The organism is Plantibacter sp. M259 (genome assembly GCF_006065115.1).
GTDB classification, from domain to species: Bacteria; Actinomycetota; Actinomycetes; order Actinomycetales; family Microbacteriaceae; genus Plantibacter; species Plantibacter auratus.
Window position 1 is genome coordinate 2695721 of sequence record NZ_CP040750.1, and the last position, 22239, is coordinate 2717959.

The 22239-nt window shown below is 71.5% G+C and carries 19 protein-coding genes; 10 read left to right on the forward strand and 9 right to left on the reverse strand.

Going from position 1 to position 22239, the window contains the following annotated elements:
* Positions 1 to 69 precede the first annotated feature (69 nt).
* From FGL15_RS12645 to FGL15_RS12655, 3 genes are read right to left on the reverse strand one after another with little or no spacing between them, the layout of a single operon-like run.
* Positions 70 to 1434: an aldehyde dehydrogenase gene (locus FGL15_RS12645; RefSeq protein WP_137242375.1), complete on the reverse strand. Its 1365-nt coding sequence runs from the start codon at positions 1432 to 1434 to the stop codon at positions 70 to 72.
* Positions 1431 to 2273 carry a gamma-glutamyl-gamma-aminobutyrate hydrolase family protein gene (locus FGL15_RS12650; protein WP_138946308.1) on the reverse strand — a complete coding sequence of 281 codons (843 nt, stop codon included), beginning with the start codon at positions 2271 to 2273 and terminating at the stop codon, positions 1431 to 1433. Before FGL15_RS12650 ends, FGL15_RS12645 begins: the two co-directional genes overlap by 4 nt.
* Positions 2260 to 3627, reverse strand: a complete 1368-nt coding sequence (locus FGL15_RS12655; protein ID WP_138946309.1) for a glutamine synthetase family protein — start codon at positions 3625 to 3627, stop codon at positions 2260 to 2262. The genes FGL15_RS12650 and FGL15_RS12655 overlap by 14 nt, the downstream gene beginning before the upstream one ends.
* 239 nt (positions 3628 to 3866) lie before the next feature.
* On the opposite strand from FGL15_RS12655, the gene FGL15_RS12660 reads away from it, so the two are divergent.
* The 3 genes from FGL15_RS12660 (at position 3867) to FGL15_RS20365 (ending at position 9774) form a co-directional block, all read left to right on the forward strand.
* Positions 3867 to 5423: an amino acid permease gene (locus tag FGL15_RS12660; protein WP_138946310.1), complete on the forward strand. Its 1557-nt coding sequence runs from the start codon at positions 3867 to 3869 to the stop codon at positions 5421 to 5423.
* A 161-nt stretch (positions 5424 to 5584) separates the two neighbouring features.
* The gene (gene pyrE / locus FGL15_RS12665; RefSeq protein WP_175116436.1) at positions 5585 to 6133 is read left to right on the forward strand and encodes an orotate phosphoribosyltransferase; all 549 of its coding nucleotides are present in this window, start codon (positions 5585 to 5587) and stop codon (positions 6131 to 6133) included.
* A complete protein-coding gene (locus FGL15_RS20365; protein WP_168223394.1) occupies positions 6133 to 9774 on the forward strand; it encodes a hypothetical protein in 3642 nt (1213 codons plus the stop codon). Before pyrE ends, FGL15_RS20365 begins: the two co-directional genes overlap by 1 nt.
* A gap of 58 nt (positions 9775 to 9832) precedes the next feature.
* Here FGL15_RS20365 and FGL15_RS12675 read toward each other — a convergent pair whose 3' ends face one another.
* Complete coding sequence (locus tag FGL15_RS12675; protein ID WP_138946311.1) at positions 9833 to 10918, reverse strand: alcohol dehydrogenase catalytic domain-containing protein; 1086 nt, start codon at positions 10916 to 10918, stop codon at positions 9833 to 9835.
* A 61-nt stretch (positions 10919 to 10979) separates the two neighbouring features.
* Positions 10980 to 11777 carry an HAD-IIA family hydrolase gene (locus FGL15_RS12680; RefSeq protein WP_079705004.1) on the reverse strand — a complete coding sequence of 266 codons (798 nt, stop codon included), beginning with the start codon at positions 11775 to 11777 and terminating at the stop codon, positions 10980 to 10982.
* Positions 11778 to 11947: 170 nt separating this feature from the next.
* On the opposite strand from FGL15_RS12680, the gene FGL15_RS12685 reads away from it, so the two are divergent.
* Both FGL15_RS12685 and FGL15_RS12690 read left to right on the forward strand, forming a co-directional pair.
* Entirely contained in the window at positions 11948 to 12553 is a 606-nt protein-coding gene (locus FGL15_RS12685) for an RNA methyltransferase (protein ID WP_138947305.1), read from the forward strand.
* A gap of 247 nt (positions 12554 to 12800) precedes the next feature.
* Positions 12801 to 13121, forward strand: a complete 321-nt coding sequence (locus FGL15_RS12690) for a hypothetical protein (RefSeq protein WP_138946312.1) — start codon at positions 12801 to 12803, stop codon at positions 13119 to 13121.
* A 430-nt stretch (positions 13122 to 13551) separates the two neighbouring features.
* Here the strand turns inward: FGL15_RS12690 and FGL15_RS12695 are convergent, their stop codons facing one another.
* The 3 genes from FGL15_RS12695 to FGL15_RS12705 all read right to left on the reverse strand — a co-directional run bounded on the left by FGL15_RS12695 (position 13552) and on the right by FGL15_RS12705 (position 16841).
* The gene (locus FGL15_RS12695; protein WP_138946313.1) at positions 13552 to 15429 is read right to left on the reverse strand and encodes a YhgE/Pip family protein; all 1878 of its coding nucleotides are present in this window, start codon (positions 15427 to 15429) and stop codon (positions 13552 to 13554) included.
* Between the two features lie 70 nt (positions 15430 to 15499).
* Positions 15500 to 16156, reverse strand: coding sequence for a hypothetical protein (locus tag FGL15_RS12700; RefSeq protein WP_205858619.1), 657 nt, complete (start codon positions 16154 to 16156; stop codon positions 15500 to 15502).
* Positions 16146 to 16841 (reverse strand): TetR/AcrR family transcriptional regulator, encoded by a 696-nt coding sequence (locus FGL15_RS12705; RefSeq protein WP_137242368.1) that lies wholly within the window; start codon positions 16839 to 16841, stop codon positions 16146 to 16148. The genes FGL15_RS12700 and FGL15_RS12705 overlap by 11 nt, the downstream gene beginning before the upstream one ends.
* A 125-nt stretch (positions 16842 to 16966) precedes the next feature.
* Between FGL15_RS12705 and FGL15_RS12710 the strand changes: the two genes are divergently transcribed.
* Positions 16967 to 17443, forward strand: a complete 477-nt coding sequence (locus tag FGL15_RS12710; protein ID WP_138946314.1) for a DUF3151 domain-containing protein — start codon at positions 16967 to 16969, stop codon at positions 17441 to 17443.
* Between the two features lie 79 nt (positions 17444 to 17522).
* Here the strand turns inward: FGL15_RS12710 and FGL15_RS12715 are convergent, their stop codons facing one another.
* Positions 17523 to 18275 carry an HAD-IIB family hydrolase gene (locus FGL15_RS12715; protein WP_064295553.1) on the reverse strand — a complete coding sequence of 251 codons (753 nt, stop codon included), beginning with the start codon at positions 18273 to 18275 and terminating at the stop codon, positions 17523 to 17525.
* A gap of 252 nt (positions 18276 to 18527) precedes the next feature.
* Between FGL15_RS12715 and FGL15_RS12720 the strand changes: the two genes are divergently transcribed.
* Genes FGL15_RS12720 through FGL15_RS12735 form a run of 4 tightly spaced genes read left to right on the forward strand, consistent with a single transcriptional unit; the run spans position 18528 to position 21981 of the window.
* Complete coding sequence (locus FGL15_RS12720; protein WP_064295554.1) at positions 18528 to 19814, forward strand: adenylosuccinate synthase; 1287 nt, start codon at positions 18528 to 18530, stop codon at positions 19812 to 19814.
* Between the two features lie 33 nt (positions 19815 to 19847).
* The gene (locus FGL15_RS12725) at positions 19848 to 20141 is read left to right on the forward strand and encodes a winged helix-turn-helix transcriptional regulator (protein ID WP_138946315.1); all 294 of its coding nucleotides are present in this window, start codon (positions 19848 to 19850) and stop codon (positions 20139 to 20141) included.
* 42 nt (positions 20142 to 20183) lie between these two features.
* Positions 20184 to 21299 (forward strand): beta-propeller fold lactonase family protein, encoded by a 1116-nt coding sequence (locus FGL15_RS12730; RefSeq protein WP_168223395.1) that lies wholly within the window; start codon positions 20184 to 20186, stop codon positions 21297 to 21299.
* Between the two features lie 49 nt (positions 21300 to 21348).
* Positions 21349 to 21981 carry a GNAT family N-acetyltransferase gene (locus FGL15_RS12735; protein ID WP_138946317.1) on the forward strand — a complete coding sequence of 211 codons (633 nt, stop codon included), beginning with the start codon at positions 21349 to 21351 and terminating at the stop codon, positions 21979 to 21981.
* The last annotated feature ends 258 nt before the right edge of the window (positions 21982 to 22239 follow it).

A 22239-nucleotide genomic window follows, 5' to 3' on the forward strand; every position in this document is an offset into this window, starting at 1 on the left:
GGGACCGGGGTGGTGCTCAGGGACCGGGGTGGCGCTCGGGGACCGGGGTGGCGCGGCCCTTCGACAAGCTCAGGGACCGGGGTCGACGGCGAGGAAGACGTTCTTCGTCTCGGTGAAGGCGAGCGGCGCGTCGGGACCGAGCTCGCGCCCGAGACCCGACTGCTTGAACCCGCCGAAGGGGGTGGAGTAGCGGACGGAGGAGTGGGAGTTGACGGACAGGTTGCCCGACTCCACCGCTCGGGCGGCCCGCATCGCACGGCCGATGTCACGGGTCCAGATCGAGCCGGAGAGGCCGTACTCCGTGTCGTTCGCGAGGGTGAGGGCGTCGGCCTCGTCCTCGAAGGGCAGGACGGCGACGACGGGACCGAAGATCTCCTCCCGGACGGTGCGGTCGTCGCGGCCGGGCGTCAGCACGGTCGGCGCGAACCAGTACCCCGGGCCGTCCGGGGCGCTCCCGGTGAAGGCGACCGGCGCGCCCTCGGGCACGTACGAGCGCACGGCGGCCAGGTGCGGAGCGGAGACGAGCGGCCCCATCTCGGTGGCCTCGTCGTTCGGATCGCCGACGACAACACCCTGCACGGCCGGCTCCAGCAGCTCCATGAACCGCTCATAGACGCTCCGTTGGACGAGGATCCGGCTGCGGGCGCAGCAGTCCTGGCCCGCGTTCTCGAAGACGCCGTAGGGGGCGGCGGCGGCCGCGCGTTCGAGGTCGGCGTCCGCGAACACGATGTTGGCGCTCTTGCCGCCGAGTTCGAGGGTGACGCGCTTCACCTGCTCGGCCGCGCCGGCCATGATGCGCTTGCCGACGGCGGTCGACCCGGTGAAGACGACCTTCCGGACGGTCTCGTTCGTGACGAAGCGCTCGCCGACGACCGATCCGCGGCCCGGCAACACCTGGAACAGGCCCTCGGGCAGGCCGGACTCGAGGGCGAGTTCGCCGAGGCGGATGCTCGTCAGTGGCGTCCACTCCGCGGGCTTCAGGACCACCGCGTTCCCCGCCGCGAGCGCCGGCGCGAAGCCCCAGGCCGCGATCGTCATCGGGAAGTTCCACGGGGTGATGATGCCGACGACGCCGAGCGGTTCGTGGAAGGTCAGGTCGATGCCGCCGGCGACGGGGATCTGCTGACCGAAGAGCCGTTCGGGCGACGCCGAGTAGTACTCGAGCACGTCGCGGACGTGTCCGGCCTCCCACCGCGCCTGGGTGATGGGGTGGCCCGAATTGACGACCTCGAGGCTCGCGAGGTGCTCGCGGTCGGCGTCGACCGATGCGGCGAACCGGCGGAGCGCCTGGGCGCGGTCGGCGGGGCTGACGGCCGCCCAGGACCGCTGGGCGACTGCGGCGCGAGCGATGGCGGCGTCCGTCTCCGCGAGGTCGAGGTGCTCGACGGTCGTGACGACGTGTTCGTTCGCCGGATTGAGGATCGTGTAGCTCACGGTGCGGTGCTCCTGCTCTCGGTGCCGGGTGTGGTGCTGGTGCTGGTGGGGAGACCTGCGGTGGTCCCGGCGTCGCGGTGTCGTCTCGCGGCGTCCACGAGCCCGGCGAAGAGACGCCGGTCGGCCGTCTCCTCCTCGGGGTGCCACTGCACGGCGAGACCGAAGGGGACCGTCGGCAGCTCGACCGCCTCGATGACGCCCTCCTCGGTGCGGGCGGTGACGACGAGTCCGTCGGCGACGCGGTCGATCGACTGGTGGTGGTAGACGTGCACGTCGAGCTCGTCGTCGTCCTGCCGGAGCAGCGCGGCCAGTCGCGAGTCGGCGTCGATCGCGACGGTCTTCGGGCCGAAGACGCCCTCGCCGGGCTGGAAGGAGTCGTCGCCGACGAGGTCGGGGAGGTGCTGGACGAGCGTCCCGCCGAGCGCGACGTTCAGCAGTTGCGCGCCACGACAGATGCCGAGGAACGGCAGCTCGGCGTCGATCGCCGCCGTGAGCAGCGCCTCCTCCCAGGCGTCCCGATCCGTCCGCGGACGACCCGTGCGGGGGTGGGCGGCTTGCCCGTACAGGCCGGGGTCGACGTCGGCGCCACCCGAGACGATGAGTCCGTCGAGGCGGGCCAGCACGGACGCGGCCACCGCTCGGGTGACCGGCTGGGGTGGGAGGAGGACCGCGATCCCGCCCGCATCCGTCACGGCGTCGAGGTACACCTTCGGGAGGAAGGACGCCGGGACGTCCCACACCCCGGTCTGGGCCTGTTCGAGGTAGGTCGTGATGCCGATGAGCGGAGCGCTCGAGACGGGCGGGTCGGTCGCTGGGACGTTCGGGTCAGAGGCGTTCAAAGCCGCGCACCCGCTCCCAGTCCGTCACCGCGGCGTCGAAGGCGGCGAGTTCCACCTTCGCGAAGTTCAGGTAGTGGTCGACGACCTCGTCGCCGAAGGCCTCGCGGGCGGTCGTCGACTGCGAGAAGAGCTCGGCCGCCTCCCGGAGCGACGTCGGGACGCGGGGTGCACCGCCCGTGTAGGCGTTGCCGCTGGTCGGGTCCTCGAGCTCAAGTTCGTTCTCGATGCCGTGCAGTCCGGCGGCGATGAGCGCGGCGACGGCGAGGTACTGATTGACGTCGCCGCCCGGCACCCGGTTCTCGACGCGCATGCCGAGCCCGCGGCCGACGACCCGGAGTGAGCACGTGCGGTTGTCGTGTCCCCAGGCGACGGCCGTCGGGGCGAAGCTGCCGTCGACGTAGCGCTTGTAGGAGTTGATGTTCGGGGCGAAGAACATCGTCAGCTCGCGCATCGCGGCGAGCTGCCCGGCCAGGAAGTGCCGGAAGAGCTTCGACATGCCGTCGGGCGCGTCGGGGTCCGCGAACACGGCCGAACCGTCCTCGCCGCGGAGGCTGATGTGGATGTGGCAGCTGTTGCCCTCGCGCTCATCGAACTTCGCCATGAACGTGAGGCTCTTGCCGTGGGCGTCGGCGATCTCCTTCGCCCCGTTCTTGTAGATCGAGTGGTTGTCGCAGGTGACGAGGGCGTGGTCGTAGCGGAACGCGATCTCCTGCTGTCCGAGGTTGCACTCGCCCTTGACACCCTCGCAGTACATGCCGGCGCCGTCCATGGCGTTGCGGATGTCGCGCAGCAGCGGCTCCATGCGGGTCGAGGCGAGGATCGCGTAATCGATGTTGTAGTCGGTGGCGGGGGTCAGCTTCGTGTAGTCCTTCGCCCAGGCCTCCCGGAAGGTGTCGTCGAAGACGAGGAACTCGAGCTCCGTGCCGACGAAGGGGACGAGGCCGCGTTCGGCGAGCCGCTCGAGCTGGGCGATGAGGATCTGGCGGGGCGAAGCGACCACCGGGGCGTCGTCGAGCCACTGGAGGTCGGCGGTGACGAGGGCCGTGCCCGGCAGCCAGGGCACGCGGCGGAGGGTCGAGAAGTCGGGGATCATCGCCATGTCGCCGTAGCCGCGTTCCCAACTCGACATCGCATAGCCGTCGACCGTGTTCATCTCGACGTCGACCGCGAGCAGGTAGTTGCAGCACTCCGCCCCGTGCTCGGCGACGTCCTCGACGAAGAGGCGGGCCGAGACGCGCTTGCCGACGAGTCGGCCCTGCATGTCGGTGAACGCGAGGATCACGGTGTCGATCTCGCGCGCGGCGACGGCCGTCGTGAGCTCCTCGAGCGTCAGGTTTCCTGAGCGTGGGTGCATGGCAGCTCCTCGTTGATCCGGGGGACCCGTCGTGGGCGTTCTGCCTCGATGGAGAACTGAAAGGTCGCGAACTCGACCATTACATCACAGCACCTCCGGCTGATCGAGGCATTTCCGAGATGGATTTCCCCACAAAGGTATGTACACGCGACCATTGCAGGTCCTAGAGTCGGGCCAACCGAATCTGAGGACGTTGTGCGAGCCCGACGAGCGCGCAACCCGAGCGACAGGACGCATCGATGGCTGACGACACGCGCAAGATCTCCGGGGTGACCTACACCGCGGCTGGCGAGGGGTACTTCGAGAAACGCAGCCTGAAGCGGTCGGCCGGAGTGTGGGGCCTCTGGGGCCTCGCCGTCGCGGCGGTCATCTCCGGCGACTTCTCCGGCTGGAACTTCGGCATCGACTTCGCCGGGTTCGGCGGCATGCTCATCGCCTTCGTCGTCCTCGTCGCGATGTACTACGGCATGATCTTCTCGATCGGGGAGATGGCCGCGGCGATGCCGCACACCGGCGGGGCCTACTCCTTCGCGAGAGCGGCGATGGGACCGCTCGGCGGGTTCGTGACCGGACTCGCGGAGACCATCGAGTACGTCGCGACCACGGCCGTGATCGTGTACTTCTCGGCCTCCTACGCCGACGCCATCACGAGCGAACTGCTCGGCTTCTCCATGCCGTCGCCCGTGTGGTGGGCGATCCTGTACGTCGCGTTCATCGCGCTCAACTCCGCAGGTGCGAGCATCTCCTTCCGCTTCGCGATCGTCGTCTCGATCATCTCCATCGGTATCCTGCTCGTCTTCTCCGCGATGGCGATCTTCTCCGGCCAGTTCGCCTGGGCCAACCTGTTCGACATCGCCCCCGACGCGGGTCAGACCGAGTTCCTGCCGCACGGTGTCCTCCCCATCCTGTTCGCCCTTCCCTTCGCGATGTGGTTCTTCCTCGGCATCGAGGAGCTACCGCTCGCGGCGGAGGAGTCCCACAACCCGGTGCGCGACATCCCGAAGGCAGGGTTCTGGGCTCGTGGAACCCTGATCGTCACCGGCTTGCTCGTGCTGTTCCTCAACACCGGTGTGATCGGTGCCGAGGCGACGGGGACGGCAGGGGAGCCCCTGCTCGACGGCTTCCGGGCCATCGTCGGTGACGGTGCGGCGGCGGTCCTCGCCCTCTTCGCCCTCATCGGGCTCCTCGCCTCGCTGCAGGGCATCATGTTCGCCTACGGTCGCAACATGTACTCGCTGTCCCGTGCCGGGTACTACCCGCGGTTCCTCTCGCTCACCGGCAAGCGGCAGACGCCGTGGGTTGCCCTCGTGGCCGGGGCGATCATCGGGTTCATCGCGTTGCTCGTCGTGGACGCGGCCGGTGGATCGGGCGGCGTCGCCGGGGCGATCGTGCTGAACATCGCGGTCTGGGGCGCGGTCCTCGCGTACCTCATGCAGATGATCGCGTTCCTGCTGCTGCGGAAGAAGTTCCCGAACGCCAAGCGGCCCTACCGCAGCCCGTGGGGTGTGCCGGGGGCGGTCATCGCAGCCGTCATCGCCGCGCTCATCTTCGTCGGCTTCCTGCTCAACCCGACGTTCTTGCCGGCGATCATCGCGATCGTCGTCGTGTACGTCGTCATGCTGGTCGCCTTCGCCGTCTGGGGTCGCCACCGGCTCGTCATGTCGCCGGAGGAGGAGTACGCGGTCTCCGGCGGCCTGCACGGCGACCCGGAGACGGACGGCTACGGCGGCGCGACCGAGGCGGAGCTGCTCGCGGCCGACCGGCCCGAGGACCCGGGCTCCGGCACCGCGCGTTGACCCCCGGACGCAGCCGCCCCGACGCAGGTCGGTGGCGGCGTGGCGTCCCCGAGCCCCGGCTGGTCGTGCCGACACGCCGGGGCTCTCCTGCGTCCGGGATGCGGACCGCCCCCATCCGGGCGACTGCGGCGATGGGGGTCACAGCTTGTAGACTCGTCGACGTGACGGACGCACGAGCTCAGCTCATTGACCACATCTCGGCGGAAGCCGTGTTCCACGGTGACTTCACCCTGACGAGCGGCAAGAAAGCGACGTACTACGTCGACCTCCGCAAGGTGAGCCTCGACCACCGCGTCGCGCCCCTCATCGGGCAGGTCATGATCGACCTCATCGCCGACGTCCCCGACGTCTTCGCGGTCGGTGGCCTCACCATGGGTGCCGACCCGGTGGCCGCCGCGATCCTGCACCAGGGTGCCGCGCGCGGGCTCACCTACGACGCGTTCGTCGTCCGCAAGGAGCCGAAGGACCACGGCCGCGGCAAGCAGGTCGAGGGCCCCGACCTCCAGGGCAAGCGCGTGATCGTGCTCGAAGACACCTCCACCACCGGTGGCTCACCGCTCAAGGCGGCCGAAGCGCTCGAGAAGGTCGGAGCCGAGGTGGTCGCCGTCGCCGTCGTCGTCGACCGCGCGACCGGCGCCCGCGAGATCATCGAGGCCGCGGGCTATCAGTACCTGGCCGCGATCGGCCTGGAAGACCTGGGACTCGTCTGATGTCCGGCGACGGAACCGGAAGCGGCGGGGCCGGGCTGCCGGACGAACCCGCGGACGGAACCGACTGGCTGCTCTCGCAGCTCGACGCCGACGACACGGAGGCGATCGAAATGCAGCCCGACACCGACGCGGTCGACGAGCAGCCGTCGGCAGCCGTCACTTCGGTGCCCGCTGACGACGACGACCGGACGCGCGTCCTGCCCGTCATCGGCGACGCCGATGCGCAGGCTCCTGTCTCACCGGTCGCCTCCCCCCTGCCGGCCGAGCCTCAGTGGTCTGCCCCTCCCGTTCCGGATGCCCCCGTGGCTCAGGCGCCAGTCGCGCCGACGCCCGCTCCCACCGAGCCCACGCCCGCTCCCACCGAGCCGACGCCCGCAGCTTCGGCCGTTGGTCCCGGCGAGTTCGCGAGCGAGGCCGAACTCCTCGCCTGGTGGCAGAGCCAGGTGCCGAACCCGGCCGACGACACGACACCGGTCCCGACACCGTCGGCGCCGGACGCTCCGAGCGCGGAGCCCGCCGCACCCGCCACGCCTGCAGCCCCGGCCGACCCGACGCACGAGGAGGCCCCCGCCCGGTCAGAGGGTCTGCGCCACCCGAACGCCCTCGAACTCCCGGTCGTCCCGCCGACCCCTGCCCCGGCATCGCCCGTGCCGCCCGCCCGCAACGAGCTGACGGTCGACACCGACTCCGTCCTCCAGCACGCGCCCGCCGGCACCTTCCGGCCCGCGCCCACGAACCCGGTCGTCCTGCCACCGGTCGACGACGAGCCCTGGAGCCTCGGCGGCAGCGACGACACCGACGCCGCTCCAGTGGCCGCGGAGGACGTCTCGACGGCCGTCCTGCCCACGGCCCGAGCACTCGCAGCCGACGACCCGGCTGCCTGGGCCGCGGTCGAAGCAGAAGAGACCGCCGCGACGACCTCCACTTCGACGCCCGCCGGCGGCACTCCCGCCGCACCGCTGCCGCCCACCGCCCCGCCGGTGACGCCGATGTCCGCCGCCGCGGACCACGATGTGCCGTCCGGCTCCGCGACGACACCCGACACCGAGGTGCAGGACGACGATCTCCCGGAGGGCTCCTGGAGCCTCTCCGAGACGTTCGGCGACGACGTCCTCGGTGGCGAGACCGTCGAGGTCCGTGACACGACGATCGACGCTTCGGCGCCCACCGCCGCGCGACCCGACGAAACCCCGGACGACGACGCAGCTGCCGATGAAGCAGCTGCCGACGACGTCTGGACCGCCGAGCCGGCGACTGCCGACGCCTCCGCACCGCGCACGGATCCGCTGGCCTGGTTGACGGAACCGTTCGGTGAGACGTTCGGCGCCGCGCCGGCGGCACCGGAGGAGCAGCCGTCCGAGGAACCGCAAGCGGAGCCGGTCGAGGAGGCACCCCAGCAGGTCGACACCGCGGAGGAGTCCGTCGACGTCGCCACCACCGACGAGGCGACGTCTCCGACCGCGAGCGAGCCGGTCCAGCCGACCGCCGACTCGGACCCCGAGCCCGCGTCCGACGGCATCGTCGCCTCCGAGCCGATCACCCCCGCGGCACCGTTCCGCTGGGACACGGTCGCGGCGGCGTCGCCCGCGAGCGCGGCAGAGCCGACCTCACCAGCCGACGTCCCGTGGCCCGAGACGGTCCCCGACGTCGACGCCGAGCCGCTCGATGAGACGCGGCCGTTCGACAGCCTCGGCGGTCCGGGCTTCTCGGCCCTGGCGGGTGCCGCAGCCGCAGCAGCAGCCGTTCCTCCTGCGCCGACACCCGACACCGAGCTCGGCCGCGACGATGCGCCGGTCGACGACGACGCGACGGACACCGCCGACGTCCCCCCGGCCTTCGGCCCTCCGACCCCGAAGGCCGAGCGTTCGATCACGGAACTCATCTCCCTCGACGGCGTGCAGCCCGAGCCGACGGTCAGTCCCTTCGGCACCGCGCCATTCGTGTGGGACCTCGCGCCGAACGACGCCCTCGATCCGCTCGTGCACGCGGCCCCCACGACCCAGCCCATCCCGGTCCCGCCGGTGGAATGGGAGGGCGCCGAGTCGCCAGCCGTGAGCGCGGAGTCCCTCTCGGAGCTCGCGCTCGAGGGCGAGGTGCCAGATGCCGCGTTCATCGCCGGCGACGTTCAACCCTTCGCTCCGGGCCTCGCCGCCGTCACGCTCGGTCGCCCGCTCGTCGACGGACCCGGTGACGAGTTCGCCAGCTGGACCGACGACGCGACCGAGACCGACAGCTCCACGCTGGACGACGCACCGATCGTCCCCGCCGCGAACGACACGGTCGACCTCTTCCCGACGCTGTCGCTCGGTGGGTTCGACGCAGCCGTCGCGGCCGGTGGCCTCGCCGCTGCAGGGGCCGCAACCGCTGCCGGTGCCGCTTCCGGCCTCGGCTCGGGCGACGACTCCGACGACTCGGAGACCTCGGCCGACCTCGACGCCGACTCCGCTCCCGAGACGGCACCGACCCCCGTGGCCGAGACGGCCGCACCCGAGACCCCGGCGTTCGCCGTCGACCCGGAGGAGCTCGACGACGAGTTCGACGAGGAGATCGTCGAGTTCGACGCCGCCCCGCTCGCTGCAGCGGGCGTCACCCCGCTTCCGTCGTTCGTGCCGGACGGGGCCGTCGCCGACGGTGCGACCGATCCCACCGCGGATGCCGCCGCGTCGGATGCCCCACTCGCTGACGAGGGCTCGATCGACCCTGAGCCGGTCGGCGAGCCCGAGCCGGTCAGCGAGGAGCTGCGGCTCGAGTCGCTGTTCGACCTCGGACCCGAGACGGATGCGGTCCAGGTCGCCCCGGCCGATGACGCCGCGACCGACGGTGAGCCGGCTGCCACGCCGCCCGCCGACACCGAGCAGGCCGACGGCACGGCCACGGTCGCCCCGTCCGAGCCGTCCGATCAGCCAGACGCCACCGCCACCGCCACGGCGGAGGCGGCCTCGGCACGGTCGCTCGCAGACGCCTTCGCCGCCGAAGGCGGCTGGTCGCTCCAGGCCGACGCCGTCGCCGACCCTGATCTCCCGCTGGCCCCCATCCCGGGCCTCGTCGCCGCCGACGGTACCGATGTCGACGACACGGACCCCGACGACGACACCGGCGGGTCACGACGAACCGGGGCCCACGCTGCCGGAGATAACGACAGCGCTCCCCACACCTCCCCGGAGGCCGAGCCCGATGTCGCCTCGAACACCGCGCCCACACCAGTGACCCCCGCCTCGGTGTCCGTCTTCGGCGCACACGCCGCCGCCATCCCCTCGCAGGGACCGGTCGCGAACGTGCCGCAGACGGCCCCGGCCGCGCTGCCCGGCGAGACGGTCGCGTTCCCGGAACTCGACGGCGCGAGCGCGCTCACGACCCCGGCCGCGGCCGCGGGCATCGTCGGGGCCACCCTGCCGCCTCAGGCCACGCAGTCCGCTCCCGACCGCGATCTCCCCGAATACCGCGGAGAGCACGCGGATCAGGGCATCCCGAAGGCGCTGCTCTGGGCGGTCGTCGGCCTGGGTGCCGCGGTCCTGCTCCTGCTCGCGTTCTACTTCGGAACGCTCGTCGGTGCCGCGAACGCGGCCGGTGCGGCTGCAGACGCCACGATGCCGAGCGCCTCCGCAGGATGGTCGACGGCCGGGGCCCCGGACACCCTCTGACGACACACCTCACACCGCGGATGCATGCCGGACGAGGCATGCGTGCTGATGACGCGGGTCAGGCGACGTCGATGACGGTCACACCCGTCGAGCGGTCGCCGGACGCCAGGGCGACGAGTGCGGCAGGAGCCTCGTCGAGGCCGATGCGGTGTTCGATGAGGTCCTGCGGGCGCAGCGCGCCGCTCGCGACCAGGTCGAGCAGCTCCGAGTAGTCGGACGCCGGCATGCCGTGGCTGCCGTGGAGCGACAGCTCCTGCGAGATGATGCGCGGCAGCGGGAGTGTCGGTTCGCTCGAGAACAGCCCGATCTGCACCTGACGTCCCATCGGCGCCAGTGCCAGGAGGCTGAGGCGCATCGTGGACTCACGCCCGAGGGCTTCGACCGAGACCTGCACGCCCGCCGGCGCGGCTTCGGCGATGCGCGTGAGGACGGCGGCCTCGTCGAGCCCGCTCGAGTCGATCGTGTGCGTGACGCCGATCGACGCCGCACGCGCCAGGGCAGAGGCGTCGATGTCGACGGCGATGACCTCGGCACCGAGCGCGACGCCGATCATGGCCGCGCTCAGCCCCACGCCGCCGCAGCCGACGACGAGCAGGCGCTCCCCGCTGCGGAGCCCGGCGCGGTGGACGAGCCCGCGGAAGGCCGTCGCGAAGCGGCACCCGAGGAGGGCGGCGGCGCCGGCGTCGAGGGACTCGGGCACCGGGATGAGGAGGGCGGCGGCGCCGGCGTCGAGGGACTCGGGCACCGGGATGAGGTTGACGTCCGCGTCGTGCAGGGCGACGAGCTCCGCGTAGGAACCCCAGTGGGTGAAGCCCGGCTGCGTCTGGTTCGGGCAGACCTGCCCGTTCCCCGCGAGGCACTGGGCGCAGCGTCCGCACGCGCACACGAAGGGCACCGTGACGCGGTCGCCCACGCGGAACCGCTGGACGGCGGGGCCGACGGCGTGGATGCGCCCGACGAGTTCATGGCCGGGCACGTGGGGGAGGGCGATGCCGTCGTCATGCCCGAGCCAGCCGTGCGCATCGCTCCGGCAGAGACCCGTGGTCTCCACCCGCACCACGACGCCTGCGTCGGACGGCACCGGATCCGCGACGTCGCGGACCTCGGGCTCGGCGGTGAACTGGTCGTAGACGACGGCGCGCATGGAAGTCCTCGGTGCGTGGCGGGGCGGAGTGGTTCGGTGTGGCTGGTGGTGGCGGGAGGGCCTAGATCTCGACCTCGACGGGCTCCGTCTTCACGAGGTCGATGACGCCACTCAGGATCTCGTTCGGACGGAACGGGTAGCGGTTGATCTCGGCCTCGTCGCTGATGCCCGTGAGCACGAGGATCGTGTGGAGACCGGCCTCGATGCCCGCGACGATGTCGGTGTCCATGCGGTCGCCGATCATGCCCGTGTTCTCCGAGTGGGCGCCGATCTTGTTGAGCGCCGATCGGAACATCATCGGGTTCGGCTTGCCGACGACGTAGGGCTCCATGCCGGTGGCCTTCGTGATGAGGGCCGCGATGGCGCCGGTCGCCGGAAGCGGGCCGTCCTTGCTCGGTCCGGTCGCGTCCGGGTTGGTCACGATGAAGCGCGCGCCGCCGGCGATGAGGCGGATGGCCTTGGTGATGGCCTCGAACGAGTAGTTGCGGGTCTCGCCGACGACCACGTAGTCGGGGTTCGTCTCCGTCATGGTGAAGCCGGCCTCGTGGATGGCCGTGGTGATCCCGGCCTCCCCGATGACGAACGCCGAGCCGCCCGGCTCCTGCTCGGCCAGGAAGGCGGCCGTCGCGAGTGCGGAGGTCCAGATGAACTCCTCGGGCACGTCGAGCCCGGAGGCACGCAGTCGGGCGCTCAGGTCGCGCGGGGTGAAGATCGAGTTGTTGGTGAGCACCAGGAAGGGCGTCCGCTGGTCCTGCCACTGCTGCAGGAGCGCGGCGGCACCAGGGAGGGCGTGGTTCTCATGGACGAGCACGCCGTCCATGTCGGTGAGCCAGCATTCGACCTCGTCGCGTCGTGACATGCGTTCCTCCAGGTGCTCCGTGCGGGCTGCGCGAGCGCTGCGCCGCGGGGGTGGCGCGGCGTCGGGCCCGGACCTCCAGTGTGGCACGGCGCGGGTAGGGTTGGCTGGTGCCAGAGACCCCGCTCCACCCGGACGACCCGGTCGCCGGTCCCGATCAGGCCGAGAGCCCGATGGCCGGCGTCGGTCCGTGGCCGGGGGAGTGGCCGGACGACCCCTGGTACGACCCCGAGCTGCTGCGCGACGGCGACACCCGGAACGTCGTCGACCGCTACCGGTACTGGTCGATGGAGGCCATCGTCGCCGACATCGACGACCACCGCCACCCGTTCCACGTCGCCATCGAGAACTGGCAGCACGACATGAACATCGGGTCGATCGTGCGCACCGCCAACGCGTTCGCCGCCGACACCGTCCACATCGTCGGCCGCCGTCGCTGGAACAAGCGCGGAGCCATGGTGACCGACCGCTACCAGCACGTCGAGCACCACGTCGACGTCGCGGCGCTCGTCGCCTGGGCGTCGGCGGCCCAGCTGCCGATCATCGCGATCGACAACGTGCCGGGATCGGTCCCGATCGAGACGTTCAGGCTCCCCGAGCGGTGCCTCCTCCTCTTCGGACAGGAGGGGCCGGGGCTCTCGCCGGAGGCGCTCGCCGCGGCCGACGCCGTGCTCGAGATCACCCAGTTCGGGTCGACGAGATCGATCAACGCGTCCGCGGCAGCGGCCGTCGCGATGCACGCCTGGGTCATGCAGCACGTCTCCTTCAACGCATCCTGATCGGGTTGGCCCCCGTCCGCGGGTGGTTTCCAACGGCAGCGCTGCGCCTACCTCAGGAACACCTCAAGATTCCCTCAATTGACCCCGCGGTCCCCCAAAGTGCCGACACCGCCCGGCATACTGTCTAGCGGAGCAACACTCCACCGCTGAACCCGAATCCCTCCGGCACCCGAAGCCACCGAGGGCCACCGCACGGACCCGAATCCGTGCGGTGCGAATCGGCGGTCACCCGAAGGATGAATCGAAGATGACGCACCGTTCTGCCCTGGGAGCCTCGCCCGAACGAGGAACCCGCCCGTCCAAGGTCCGTGGCATCGCCGCGCTCGCCGTCCCCGCAGCCCTCGCGGTCGCCCTCATCGTCGGCGTCGCCGCGCCGGCTCAGGCCGACGCCCGGGTCGACGAGGCGTCGAGCTCGATGAGTGCGACGCAGACCGGCTCGGGCGAGCTCATCGCTCCGGCCGGTGCGTTGTTCGCCTCGCTCCTCATCTGGGGGGCCGGAGCCGCCTTCGCGACTCGCCGCCGGATGCTCGCCGAACAGCGCGAGGAGGCGTCGCTGCTCTCCAGCTGATCAGCGCGCTGCACCCGCAGCTGGTCGCCGTGGCCCGAACCGCGTCGCTCAGCTGCTCCAGACGGAACGCGCCCGTTCCGTCGCACCGGTGGCCGCCGGGAGTCCCCCCACTCCCGGCGGCCTCCGGTGTTTCCGGGGTACGACGGCGGGGTCTCCGCCACGGACGACGGCCGGTCCGTCCGGTGGCTCGACGACGTTCCAGAGAATCTGCCGCGTTCCGCGTCATGATCGCGCCTCCGGTCGATCACTCAAGGGAGTGCAACGCTGTCGGGCGGACCCGAACCCGGATCGACGCGGCGCTCGGACGCCGACGTCGAACGATGCCCGACCCGAATGGGCGTCGCACGCAGCAGGCGGACCACACGCGCCGGAGCGTCGTCCCACCCGAGGACGACGCTCCTGCGCGGGCTCCTGCGTGCACGACCGGTGCCTAGCCGATGAGGCTCGGTCGGAGGTCGCGGAGCGTCCTGGCGTGCGTCATCCGCGTCACGCCGATCGCCGAGAGGCTCAGTGCGATCGCCAGCCAGGCGAGCAGGACCCCGGCGTCCTGCAGCGCGGCGTCCATCCGTCCGCCGTACATCAACTGGCGCATGCCGTCGACCGCGTAGGACATCGGGAGCACGTGGTGTAGTGCGGCCAGCGGCGCCGGGAGCGTCTGCCACGGGAACGTCCCGCCGGCGGTGACGAGCTGGGCGACCATGAGCACGAGTCCGAGGAACTGCCCGACGCTGCCGAACCACACGTTGAGCGTCAGGATGATCGCCGCGAAGGTGAGGGACGCGAGCGCCATCATCCCGTAGGTCGCGAGCGGGTTGTGGACCTCGAAGTGCAGGGCGCCGGCGAGGATCCCGAACAGCGCGACCATCTGGATCGTGCCGAGGAGGCCCGGCGTGAGCCAACCGGCGACGGTCACCTTGATGGGGCTGTGGAGCGCGGTGATCGCGCGCCGCGAGACCGGCTTGACGATGAGGAAGAGCGCGTAGATGCCGATCCAGGCGGCGAGGCTGACGAAGAACGGGGCGAGTCCGGCCCCGTAGGTGCCCGCGCTCGTCACCGAGGAGTTGGTCAGTTTGACCGGATCGGCGATCGTCTTGGCCTGGAGCTCGCGGGAGTCCGCGGTGGTCGCGGGGATGGCGTCCGCGCCGGACTGCAGACCGTCGCGGAGGGTGACGATGCCGTCGCGGAGGGTGCCGAGGCCCGTCTGCAGGGTCGTGAGGCCGGTCTGCAGCGATGCGGCACCGTCGGCTGCCTGCTGTGTCCCCGAGGCGAGCGCGGGCATGGCGTCGCTCAGCGTCCGGGCGCCCCCGGCAACCTGCTGGGCACCACTGTTGAGCTGGTCGACCTGCGAGACGACGGTCTGGACACGCTCGTTCGCCGTCGTGGCGTCGGCGGCCACCGGGTCGAGCAGTGCCAGCACCTGGGCGATCTGCTCGGGGGTGAAGCCGTTCTTAGCGAGGGTCTGGGAGATCTGTGCGCGGGCCGCGGGGATCGAGTCGACGAGTCGCTGTGCGGCCGCGCCGACCTCGTCGCCCTTGCCGGCGAGGGTCGACGTCCCGGACGCGACCTGCTCGGCACCCGCGGCCAGCTGATCGGTCTGGGCGGGCAGGCTGGCCGTCCCCGAGGCGATCTGCGCGGTGCCGGAGGCGAGGGTCGCCGCACCGGCCTGAGCGGTCCCGGCACCGTCGAAGGCCTGCTGCGCACCGTCGGCCAGCTGCGTCGCGCCCGAGGTGGCGTCGACGAGCTTCGTCTTGATCGTGTCGAGCGCGATGAGGAACCGGCCGGCGGCCTGGCGGTTCACCGTCTGCACGATGGTCGCCTTGATCTGCTTGACGGCCTGCTCGCCGATCGTCGTCGCCAGGTAGCTGTTGGCGTCGTTCGTCGTGAGCTGGACCGTCGCCTGCTGTGGGGCGTCGCCCGACGCGGAGGTGAGCGAGGTCGAGAAGTCGGCGGGGATCGTGACGCTGAAGTCGAAGGTCCCGTCGTTCACACCCCGGGCGGCGTCGGCCGCGCTGACCTCGTGCCAGGCGAACGATCCGTCCTCGATGAGCTGGTCGGCGATGTCGTCGCCGTAGTTCTCCGTCTCGCCGGTCGCGTCGCCGGTGGTGTCGTCGGTCGCCGGCGCACCGGTGTCCTCGACGACGAGCGCCACGGGCACCTGGTCGAGCTTGGCGTACGGGTCCTGGTTCGCCCAGAGGTACAGGCCGCCGTAGAGCAGCGGGACGCACATGAGGGCGACGAGGGCGAGCCGCGACATGGGCGTGGCCCACAGGCGGGACAGTTCGGCGCGGATCATCGCGAAGATCTTCACAGGAGGTCCTTCTGGGGACGGGTGGTGCTGACGGAGGGGAGTGCCGGGCGGTCGTGACGCATGAGGCGCGTCACGACCAGTCCTGCTGGAAGAGGGGGACGAGTTCGTCCGTGGCGTTTTCGGACACCGGGGCGTCGGCGGTGGCGTTGATGGCGGTCGCCGAGGCGTCGCCGGCGATCACGAGGATGCCGTAGCCGCGGGCGGCGAGCTTGCGGGCGAGGTTCCACCACTCGAGCGGGTCGCCGCCGTGGCGGTCGGGGGAGACGAGGACGAGTGCGGTGACGTCCTCCCGGAGGACCGCGAGCTCGGTGAGGAGCCGCACGCGGTCGGTCGGCGCGACGGTCGAGATCGGCTGCTTCGCGAGGTGCGCGAGGTCGAGCGACTCGAGGAACCGCGCGACGGCGAAGGGGTGGCTCGCCCGGCCGGCGAACATGAGCTCCTCGGCGACGACGCCGGAGACTGCTACGCCGCTGGCCGGTTCGGAGACGTCGGGGGCGTCGATGAGGGCGATCACGCGGCGCATCGTCTTGCGGTCGGTCGCCCCGTCGACGAGGACGGTCCCGGTGTCGGGCTTCATCCGGCCGGAGGCGATGAGGCCGAGGACGGTCGGCCGCTGCTCGGTCTCAGCGCGGGCGAAGGTCGCCTCGCCCGTTCGGAACGAGAGGGAGGTCGGCTCGAGGACGATGCCGCCCTTTCCTTTGGAGACGCCGTCGAGTTCAACGCGCATGGGAGGACTCCTCGTTCGTACCGGTGCCGGTGGTGTGGCGGTGGGTGTCTGCGTGCTCGGTGTCGGCGCGGTCGGCGACCGCCGTGGCGTCCTGCCACGACAGACCGACCGCCCCGAGGGTGGCGAGCATGACGAGGCGGCGGCCGGCGCTCGTCGAGAGGCCGGATCGGGTCGCCTCTTCGAGCACCCCGACGGCCGTGCTCTCGACGAGTCGGGCGAGCACGCCGGCGTCGATGTCGGGGCGGATGGAGCCGTCCGCGACGCCCGCCTCGACGGTGCGGAGGAGGAGGGTCCGAACCGGTTCGAGGGCGGCCGCCGTGACGGCGCGGAGCGGCCCGCGGACGGCGAGCGGCGCCATGATCCGGACGTGGTCCACCTGGGCCCAGAGGACGTCGCCGATGAGCGCGATGGTGGTGAGCGGGTCGTCGCCCTGGACGGCCGTGATCGACGAGGCGACGCGCTCGGCCCCCGCCACGACGACGGCGTTCACGAGCTCGTCGCGCGTGGCGAAGTGTCCGTACACCGAACGGCGGGTGAGGCCGGCGGCCGCCGCGATGGTCTCGAGGCTGGCGTCGGGGTCGCTGCGGAGCGCCAGGCGGGCGGCTTCGAGCAGCGCGACCCGGTTCTCCGCGGCGTCGCGACGAGGGGCGCGCGACCCGCTCGCAGGCGCTTGGGTGGTGGTCATGACAGCGATCGTACTATCTTGCACAGCGGTGTGCAATATCGATGTCGCCAGGTGCGGCGAGCTCTCAGCGAGGGCTGCCAGCTTCCTCCCACGCCAGGGCCTGGGAACGGAGCTATGGTTGAACGATGACCGGTGAGAATCTGATGGCAACCCCTCCGACACTGCTGCCGGACGACAGCGCCACCGATGCCGAGTTCCACGCGGCCGTCGGTTCGATCGAGGCGCTGGCGGACCTCCTCGCGGCCCACCCCCGCTCCTCGCTCGGCTGGGCACTCCTCGCCGACGCGGTCCACGACCCCCAGTCGCCGATCCCCGGCTACGCGGCCGCTCGGGTCGGGTACCACCGCGGCCTGGACTCGCTCCGTGCCGCCGGCTGGCGCGGTCAGGGCCCGATCCCGTGGTCGCACGCGCCGAACCGCGGGGTGCTGCGCTCGCTCTACGCGCTCCGCCGCTCCGCGAAGGCGATCGGCGAGACCGAAGAGGTCGAGCGTCTCGACACCTTCCTGCGTGAGGCCGACCCCACCGCGTCCGATGAGATCGAGTACCTCGTCGCGGCGGCGGCCCCGCCGACCTCCGCGATCGTCATCCTCGGCTCCGACTAGCCCTTCCCCGGTCCCTGAGCCTGTCGAAGGGCAGGCCGCGTCTCCGGTCCCTGAGCCTGTCGAAGGGTGGACCGACGGCCTACAGGCCGAGCGACTCCAGGTACGCCGCGGTGTCCTGCCAGCCGTGCACGGCCACCGACGGCACCCCGAGCGCGAGGACCGGGTAGTCGTTGCCGCCCTCGTCGAGACGGTCGCCGACGAAGACCATCTCCTCCAGCGGGATGCCCGTGTGTTCGGCGAGCCGCGTCATGCCGAACGCCTTGTCGACGCCCGCCATGGTGATGTCGACGGAGGTCGAGCCGCCGGATCGGACCTCGAGGTCGGGGAGCAGCGCCTGTACGGCGGCGCGCAGCGACTCCTTCTTCGCGCCGTCGGGGTCCCAGGCGGTCTTCTCGGCGACCGGCGCGGCCTGCCCGAGAGCGGAGAAGGTGATCTGCGAGCCGCGGTCCTCGAGGATCGGTCCCCAGGTCTCGTCGGCCCAGAGGCCGAGTCGCTTGGCCTCGGTCTCGAGCGCGCCCATGGCGCGGGCCTTCTGATCGTCGGTGAGGTCGTGCTTGTAGACGGTGACCCACGCGGTGCCATCGAAGCGGTCGTACCGGGTGCCGCAGGTGGGCATGAGGTGCAGTCGGCCGAGGGCCTCGGGCGACGCAGCTCCGAGCCGGTCGAGCACCTGGTTCTGGAACTGCACGATCTGGCCGCCCGAGATGATGCACACCGAGGTGCGTTCGAGGAGCGCGACGAACAGTTCGGCCATGCGAGGGTCGAGCGCGGACTTCGACGGGGCGAGGGTGTCGTCGAGGTCGAAGGCGACGAGGCGCGGCAGGGAGGTCATGGGTTCCGTTCGGTCGGTCGAGAGGACGGTCGTCGAGGGCGATCGGCAGGCAGGACGGCCGCCCGAGGCCTGAACATCCCCTCATGGTATCGAGCGCAGCCTGGGACTCGGTGCCCGTGACCCTCCTCCGGTACGATGGAGGGGTGCGTGCACGAGACGCCCGCCCGCAGAGGGTGGGCGTCCGGCCTGTCAGGGCGTGGTTCCCCAGCGGATCCGCCGGGCACACGAGAATCCGGAAGGGGCGGCATCCAGATGCCAGCAATCGTGATCGTCGGCGCCCAGTGGGGCGACGAAGGCAAGGGGAAGGCCACCGACCTGCTCGGTGACCGCATCGACTACGTCGTGAAGTTCAACGGCGGCAACAACGCGGGGCACACGGTCGTCATCGGTGACGAGAAGTACGCCCTCCACCTGCTGCCGTCCGGCATCCTGACGAGCGGCGTCGTCCCCGTCATCTCCAACGGTGTCGTCATCGACATCGAGGTGTTGTTCCACGAGCTCGAGGCACTCCAGGCCCGCGGCATCGACGTCTCGCGCCTCCTCGTGAGCGCCAACGCGCACGTCATCACCCAGTACCACCGCACCATCGACAAGGTGACGGAGCGCTTCCTCGGCAAGCGTCAGATCGGCACCACCGGCCGTGGCATCGGCCCGGCCTACGCCGACAAGATCAACCGGGTCGGCATCCGCATCCAGGACCTCTTCGACGAGAACATCCTGCGCCAGAAGGTCGAGGGCGCCCTCGACCAGAAGAACCACCTGCTGGTCAAGGTCTTCAACCGCCGCGCCATCACGGTCGACGAGATCGTGGCCGACCTCCTCGCCTACGCCGAGCGACTCCGCCCGATGGTGGCCGACACCGCGCTCGTGCTGAACGAGGCGCTCGACGACGGCAAGATCGTCCTCTTCGAGGGTGGCCAGGCCACGATGCTCGACGTCGACCACGGTACCTACCCCTTCGTCACCTCCTCCAACGCGACCTCGGGTGGTGCGGCAACCGGCTCCGGTGTCGCCCCGAACCGCCTCGACCGCGTCATCGGCATCGTCAAGGCCTACACGACCCGCGTCGGCGCCGGCCCGTTCCCGACCGAGCTGTTCGACGAGTCCGGCGACTACCTCCGCTCGAAGGGCTTCGAGTTCGGCACGACGACCGGCCGCCCGCGTCGCGTCGGCTGGTACGACGCCCCGATCGCCCGGTACGCGGCGCGCATCAACGGTGTCACCGACTTCGTCCTGACGAAGCTCGACATCCTCGACGACCTCGCCACCATCCCGGTGTGCGTCGCCTACGAGGTCGACGGCGTCCGGGTCGACGAGGTGCCGGTCTCGCAGACCGACTTCCACCACGCCGTCCCGATCTACGAGGAGTTCCCCGGCTGGCAGGAGGACATCACCGGTGTCCGCCGCTTCGAGGACCTCCCGAAGAACGCCCAGGACTACGTGCTGGCGCTCGAGGCGATGAGCGGTTCGCGCATCTCCGCGATCGGCGTGGGTCCCGGCCGCGACGCGATCGTCGTGCGTCACGACCTCGTCGACTGACCCGAGCAGCGAACGACGAGGGTCGAACGCGCCATGGTGGACGAATCCAGTCAGCCGTCCCTGCCCGGGCTGCCACCGGTCGAGGAGCTCACGAACGGTGAGGTCAGGCCTCGGCCGGCGGTGCGTGCCCAGCGCGACGCCGGAGCGCTCGACCCGCGGGTCCGGCGCGCCCTGGCGACGCTCGACGACGATCCCGACCTCTCGCTCGTCACCCTCGCGAACGCGCTCGGGATCACCCGCGCGACACTCATCCGGATCGTCCGTGAGGCGATCGGCATGACCCCGAAGGAGTACGCGGCCGGCGTCCGCGCCCGCCGCATCTCCTGAGCGGGCGCCGGTGCGAGACGGCGCAGGTGGGAGACTGTGGGGGTGAGCGACGACAACCCCTACCTCCTGCTCGGTTCCTACACCTCGGAAGCCGACGGCACCGGTGCCGGCATCAGCCTGCTGCGTCAGGACGAGGCGGGCACCCTCCGCCTCGTGCAGTCGTCGGAGGCGCAGTCGCCCTCGTTCCTGACCCTGCACCCGACGCTGCCGATCGTCTATGCGGCGAGCGAGTCGACCGGCGCCGTCGAAGCGTTCAAACGCTCGGGTGAGTTCGGGCTCGCGCCGTTCGGCAAGCCCATCGAAGCCGGCGGCTCGGTGTGCCACGTCGCGACGGTCCCTGGTGCCGACGTCCTCATCGCGAGTTGCTACGGCGACGGTCGGGTCGTGACGGTGCCGCTCGCGGAGAACGCGGCGTTCGCCGGCGACCCGCGTCTCGGCGAGGCGTCCGTCGACTCGTGGGCGTCGCCCACCGCGCTCGCGGCGGAGTCCGCCGACGCGGGCGAGGACGCGCTCACGCTCCTCGCGCTGGAGGCCGCTGTCGGCGAGGCGCTGCCGTCCCGACCGTCGCGGGCGCACGCCTCGGCACTCCTCCCGGACGGCCGCATCGCGACCACCGACCTCGGCCACGACACGGTCCGCATCTGGCAGCTCCGTGGGTCGCGGTTGGTGCTCGACCACACCGTCGTGTTCCCGCGCGGCACGGGCCCGCGACACCTCGTCGTCCACCCGAGCGGCCACCTCCACGTCATCACCGAGTACTCGGTCGAGGTCTTCACGCTCGGTGTCGACGGCACCGACGGGCACTGGCACATCCTCGCGGCGACCGTCGCGACCTCGGAGGGCGTGTCCGAGGGCGACACGGGTGCCGAGATCAGCCTCGCCGCCTCGCGGGAGCAGCTGCACGTCGGCGTCCGCGGGAGCGACCGCATCGCCACCTTGCGCGTCACCGGCGACGGTTCGCGCGTCGAGGCCGTGGCCGACGTCGAGTGCGGCGGGACGATGCCGCGCCATCACCGGGAGTCGGGTCGCTTCCTGCACGTCGCGAACCAGCTGTCGAACTCCATCGCGAGCTTCCGGCTCGACGAGCGCACGGGGGTCCCGACGACGCTCCTCGGGACGCTCGACGCCGGTTCGCCCACCTGCCTCATCCTCGCCTGACCGCGAGACCGGTCCTCGCGCGACGCCCGCCACCGGATACGGTGGAACGGTGACTGCACGACGCCCTGAGCCTCGCCCCATCGACGGCCGGACCATCCGCCTCGAACCGCTGGACCGCGCGCACTATCCGGAGCTGTTCACGGCGATCGCGCACCCGGAGGTGTTCGCCGGCGGCTACGGCGGCGGACCTGCGGGGTTGCCGACGACGCAGGCCGAGTTCGACGCCTTCGCCGACGGGTACTTCACGACCGGCGTGCGCAACACCTACGTCATCCGTCTCGTCGGCGGCGAGCACGACGGGCTCCTCGTCGGCACGTCCACGCTCGGCGACTTCGACGAGCCGGGGGAGGCCGCCCACCTCGGTTGGACCGCGTACGACCCGCGCGTCTGGGGCACCGCCGTCAACGCCGAGACGAAGCTGCTGCTGCTCGGACTCGCCTTCGACGCGGGCTTCGGCCGGGTGAAGATCCAGGCCGACGAGCGCAATGAGCGCTCACGCACCGCGATCCTGCGCCTCGGGGCCACGTTCGAGGGGCTCATCCGCCGCGACAAGCAGCGGGCCGACGGCACGTGGCGGACCACCGCGCTGTTCTCCGTGCTCGCCGAGGAGTGGCCGGAGGTCCGGGCCGGTCTCGAGGAGCGCCTCACCCGGAGCCCCGGCCCCGTCGCCCTCCGCGGCTGACGCGGCCCCGGAGCCTCGCCCCGCCCGGTCCCTCACCCCCCGCCCGGTTCTTGAGCCCCCCCTCGCCCGGTCCCTCAGCCCCCGCCCGGTCCCTGAGTCCCGCGCCCGGTCCCTGAGTCCCGCGCCCGGTCCCTGAGCTTGTCGAAGGGCTGCCCTCCCGGTGTCGCCCCTGCCCTTCGACAGGCTCAGGGACCGGAGGTGGGCCTGGGCGATGGCGACGGGCACTGTTCACCTGCGCGACACCGGCAGGCCCCGATC

Coding starts and splice junctions, on each gene's coding strand:
- FGL15_RS12710 (WP_138946314.1), top strand. CDS start 16,967: ATGACCGGTGAGAATCTGATGGCAACCCCTCCGACACTGCTGCCGGAC.
- FGL15_RS12660 (WP_138946310.1), top strand. CDS start 3,867: ATGGCTGACGACACGCGCAAGATCTCCGGGGTGACCTACACCGCGGCT.
- FGL15_RS12685 (WP_138947305.1), top strand. CDS start 11,948: ATGGCCGGCGTCGGTCCGTGGCCGGGGGAGTGGCCGGACGACCCCTGG.
- FGL15_RS12725 (WP_138946315.1), top strand. CDS start 19,848: ATGGTGGACGAATCCAGTCAGCCGTCCCTGCCCGGGCTGCCACCGGTC.
- FGL15_RS12700 (WP_205858619.1), bottom strand. CDS start 16,156: ATGCGCGTTGAACTCGACGGCGTCTCCAAAGGAAAGGGCGGCATCGTC.
- FGL15_RS20365 (WP_168223394.1), top strand. CDS start 6,133: ATGTCCGGCGACGGAACCGGAAGCGGCGGGGCCGGGCTGCCGGACGAA.
- FGL15_RS12705 (WP_137242368.1), bottom strand. CDS start 16,841: ATGACCACCACCCAAGCGCCTGCGAGCGGGTCGCGCGCCCCTCGTCGC.
- FGL15_RS12655 (WP_138946309.1), bottom strand. CDS start 3,627: ATGCACCCACGCTCAGGAAACCTGACGCTCGAGGAGCTCACGACGGCC.
- FGL15_RS12680 (WP_079705004.1), bottom strand. CDS start 11,777: ATGTCACGACGCGACGAGGTCGAATGCTGGCTCACCGACATGGACGGC.
- FGL15_RS12675 (WP_138946311.1), bottom strand. CDS start 10,918: ATGCGCGCCGTCGTCTACGACCAGTTCACCGCCGAGCCCGAGGTCCGC.
- FGL15_RS12690 (WP_138946312.1), top strand. CDS start 12,801: ATGACGCACCGTTCTGCCCTGGGAGCCTCGCCCGAACGAGGAACCCGC.
- FGL15_RS12715 (WP_064295553.1), bottom strand. CDS start 18,275: ATGACCTCCCTGCCGCGCCTCGTCGCCTTCGACCTCGACGACACCCTC.
- FGL15_RS12720 (WP_064295554.1), top strand. CDS start 18,528: ATGCCAGCAATCGTGATCGTCGGCGCCCAGTGGGGCGACGAAGGCAAG.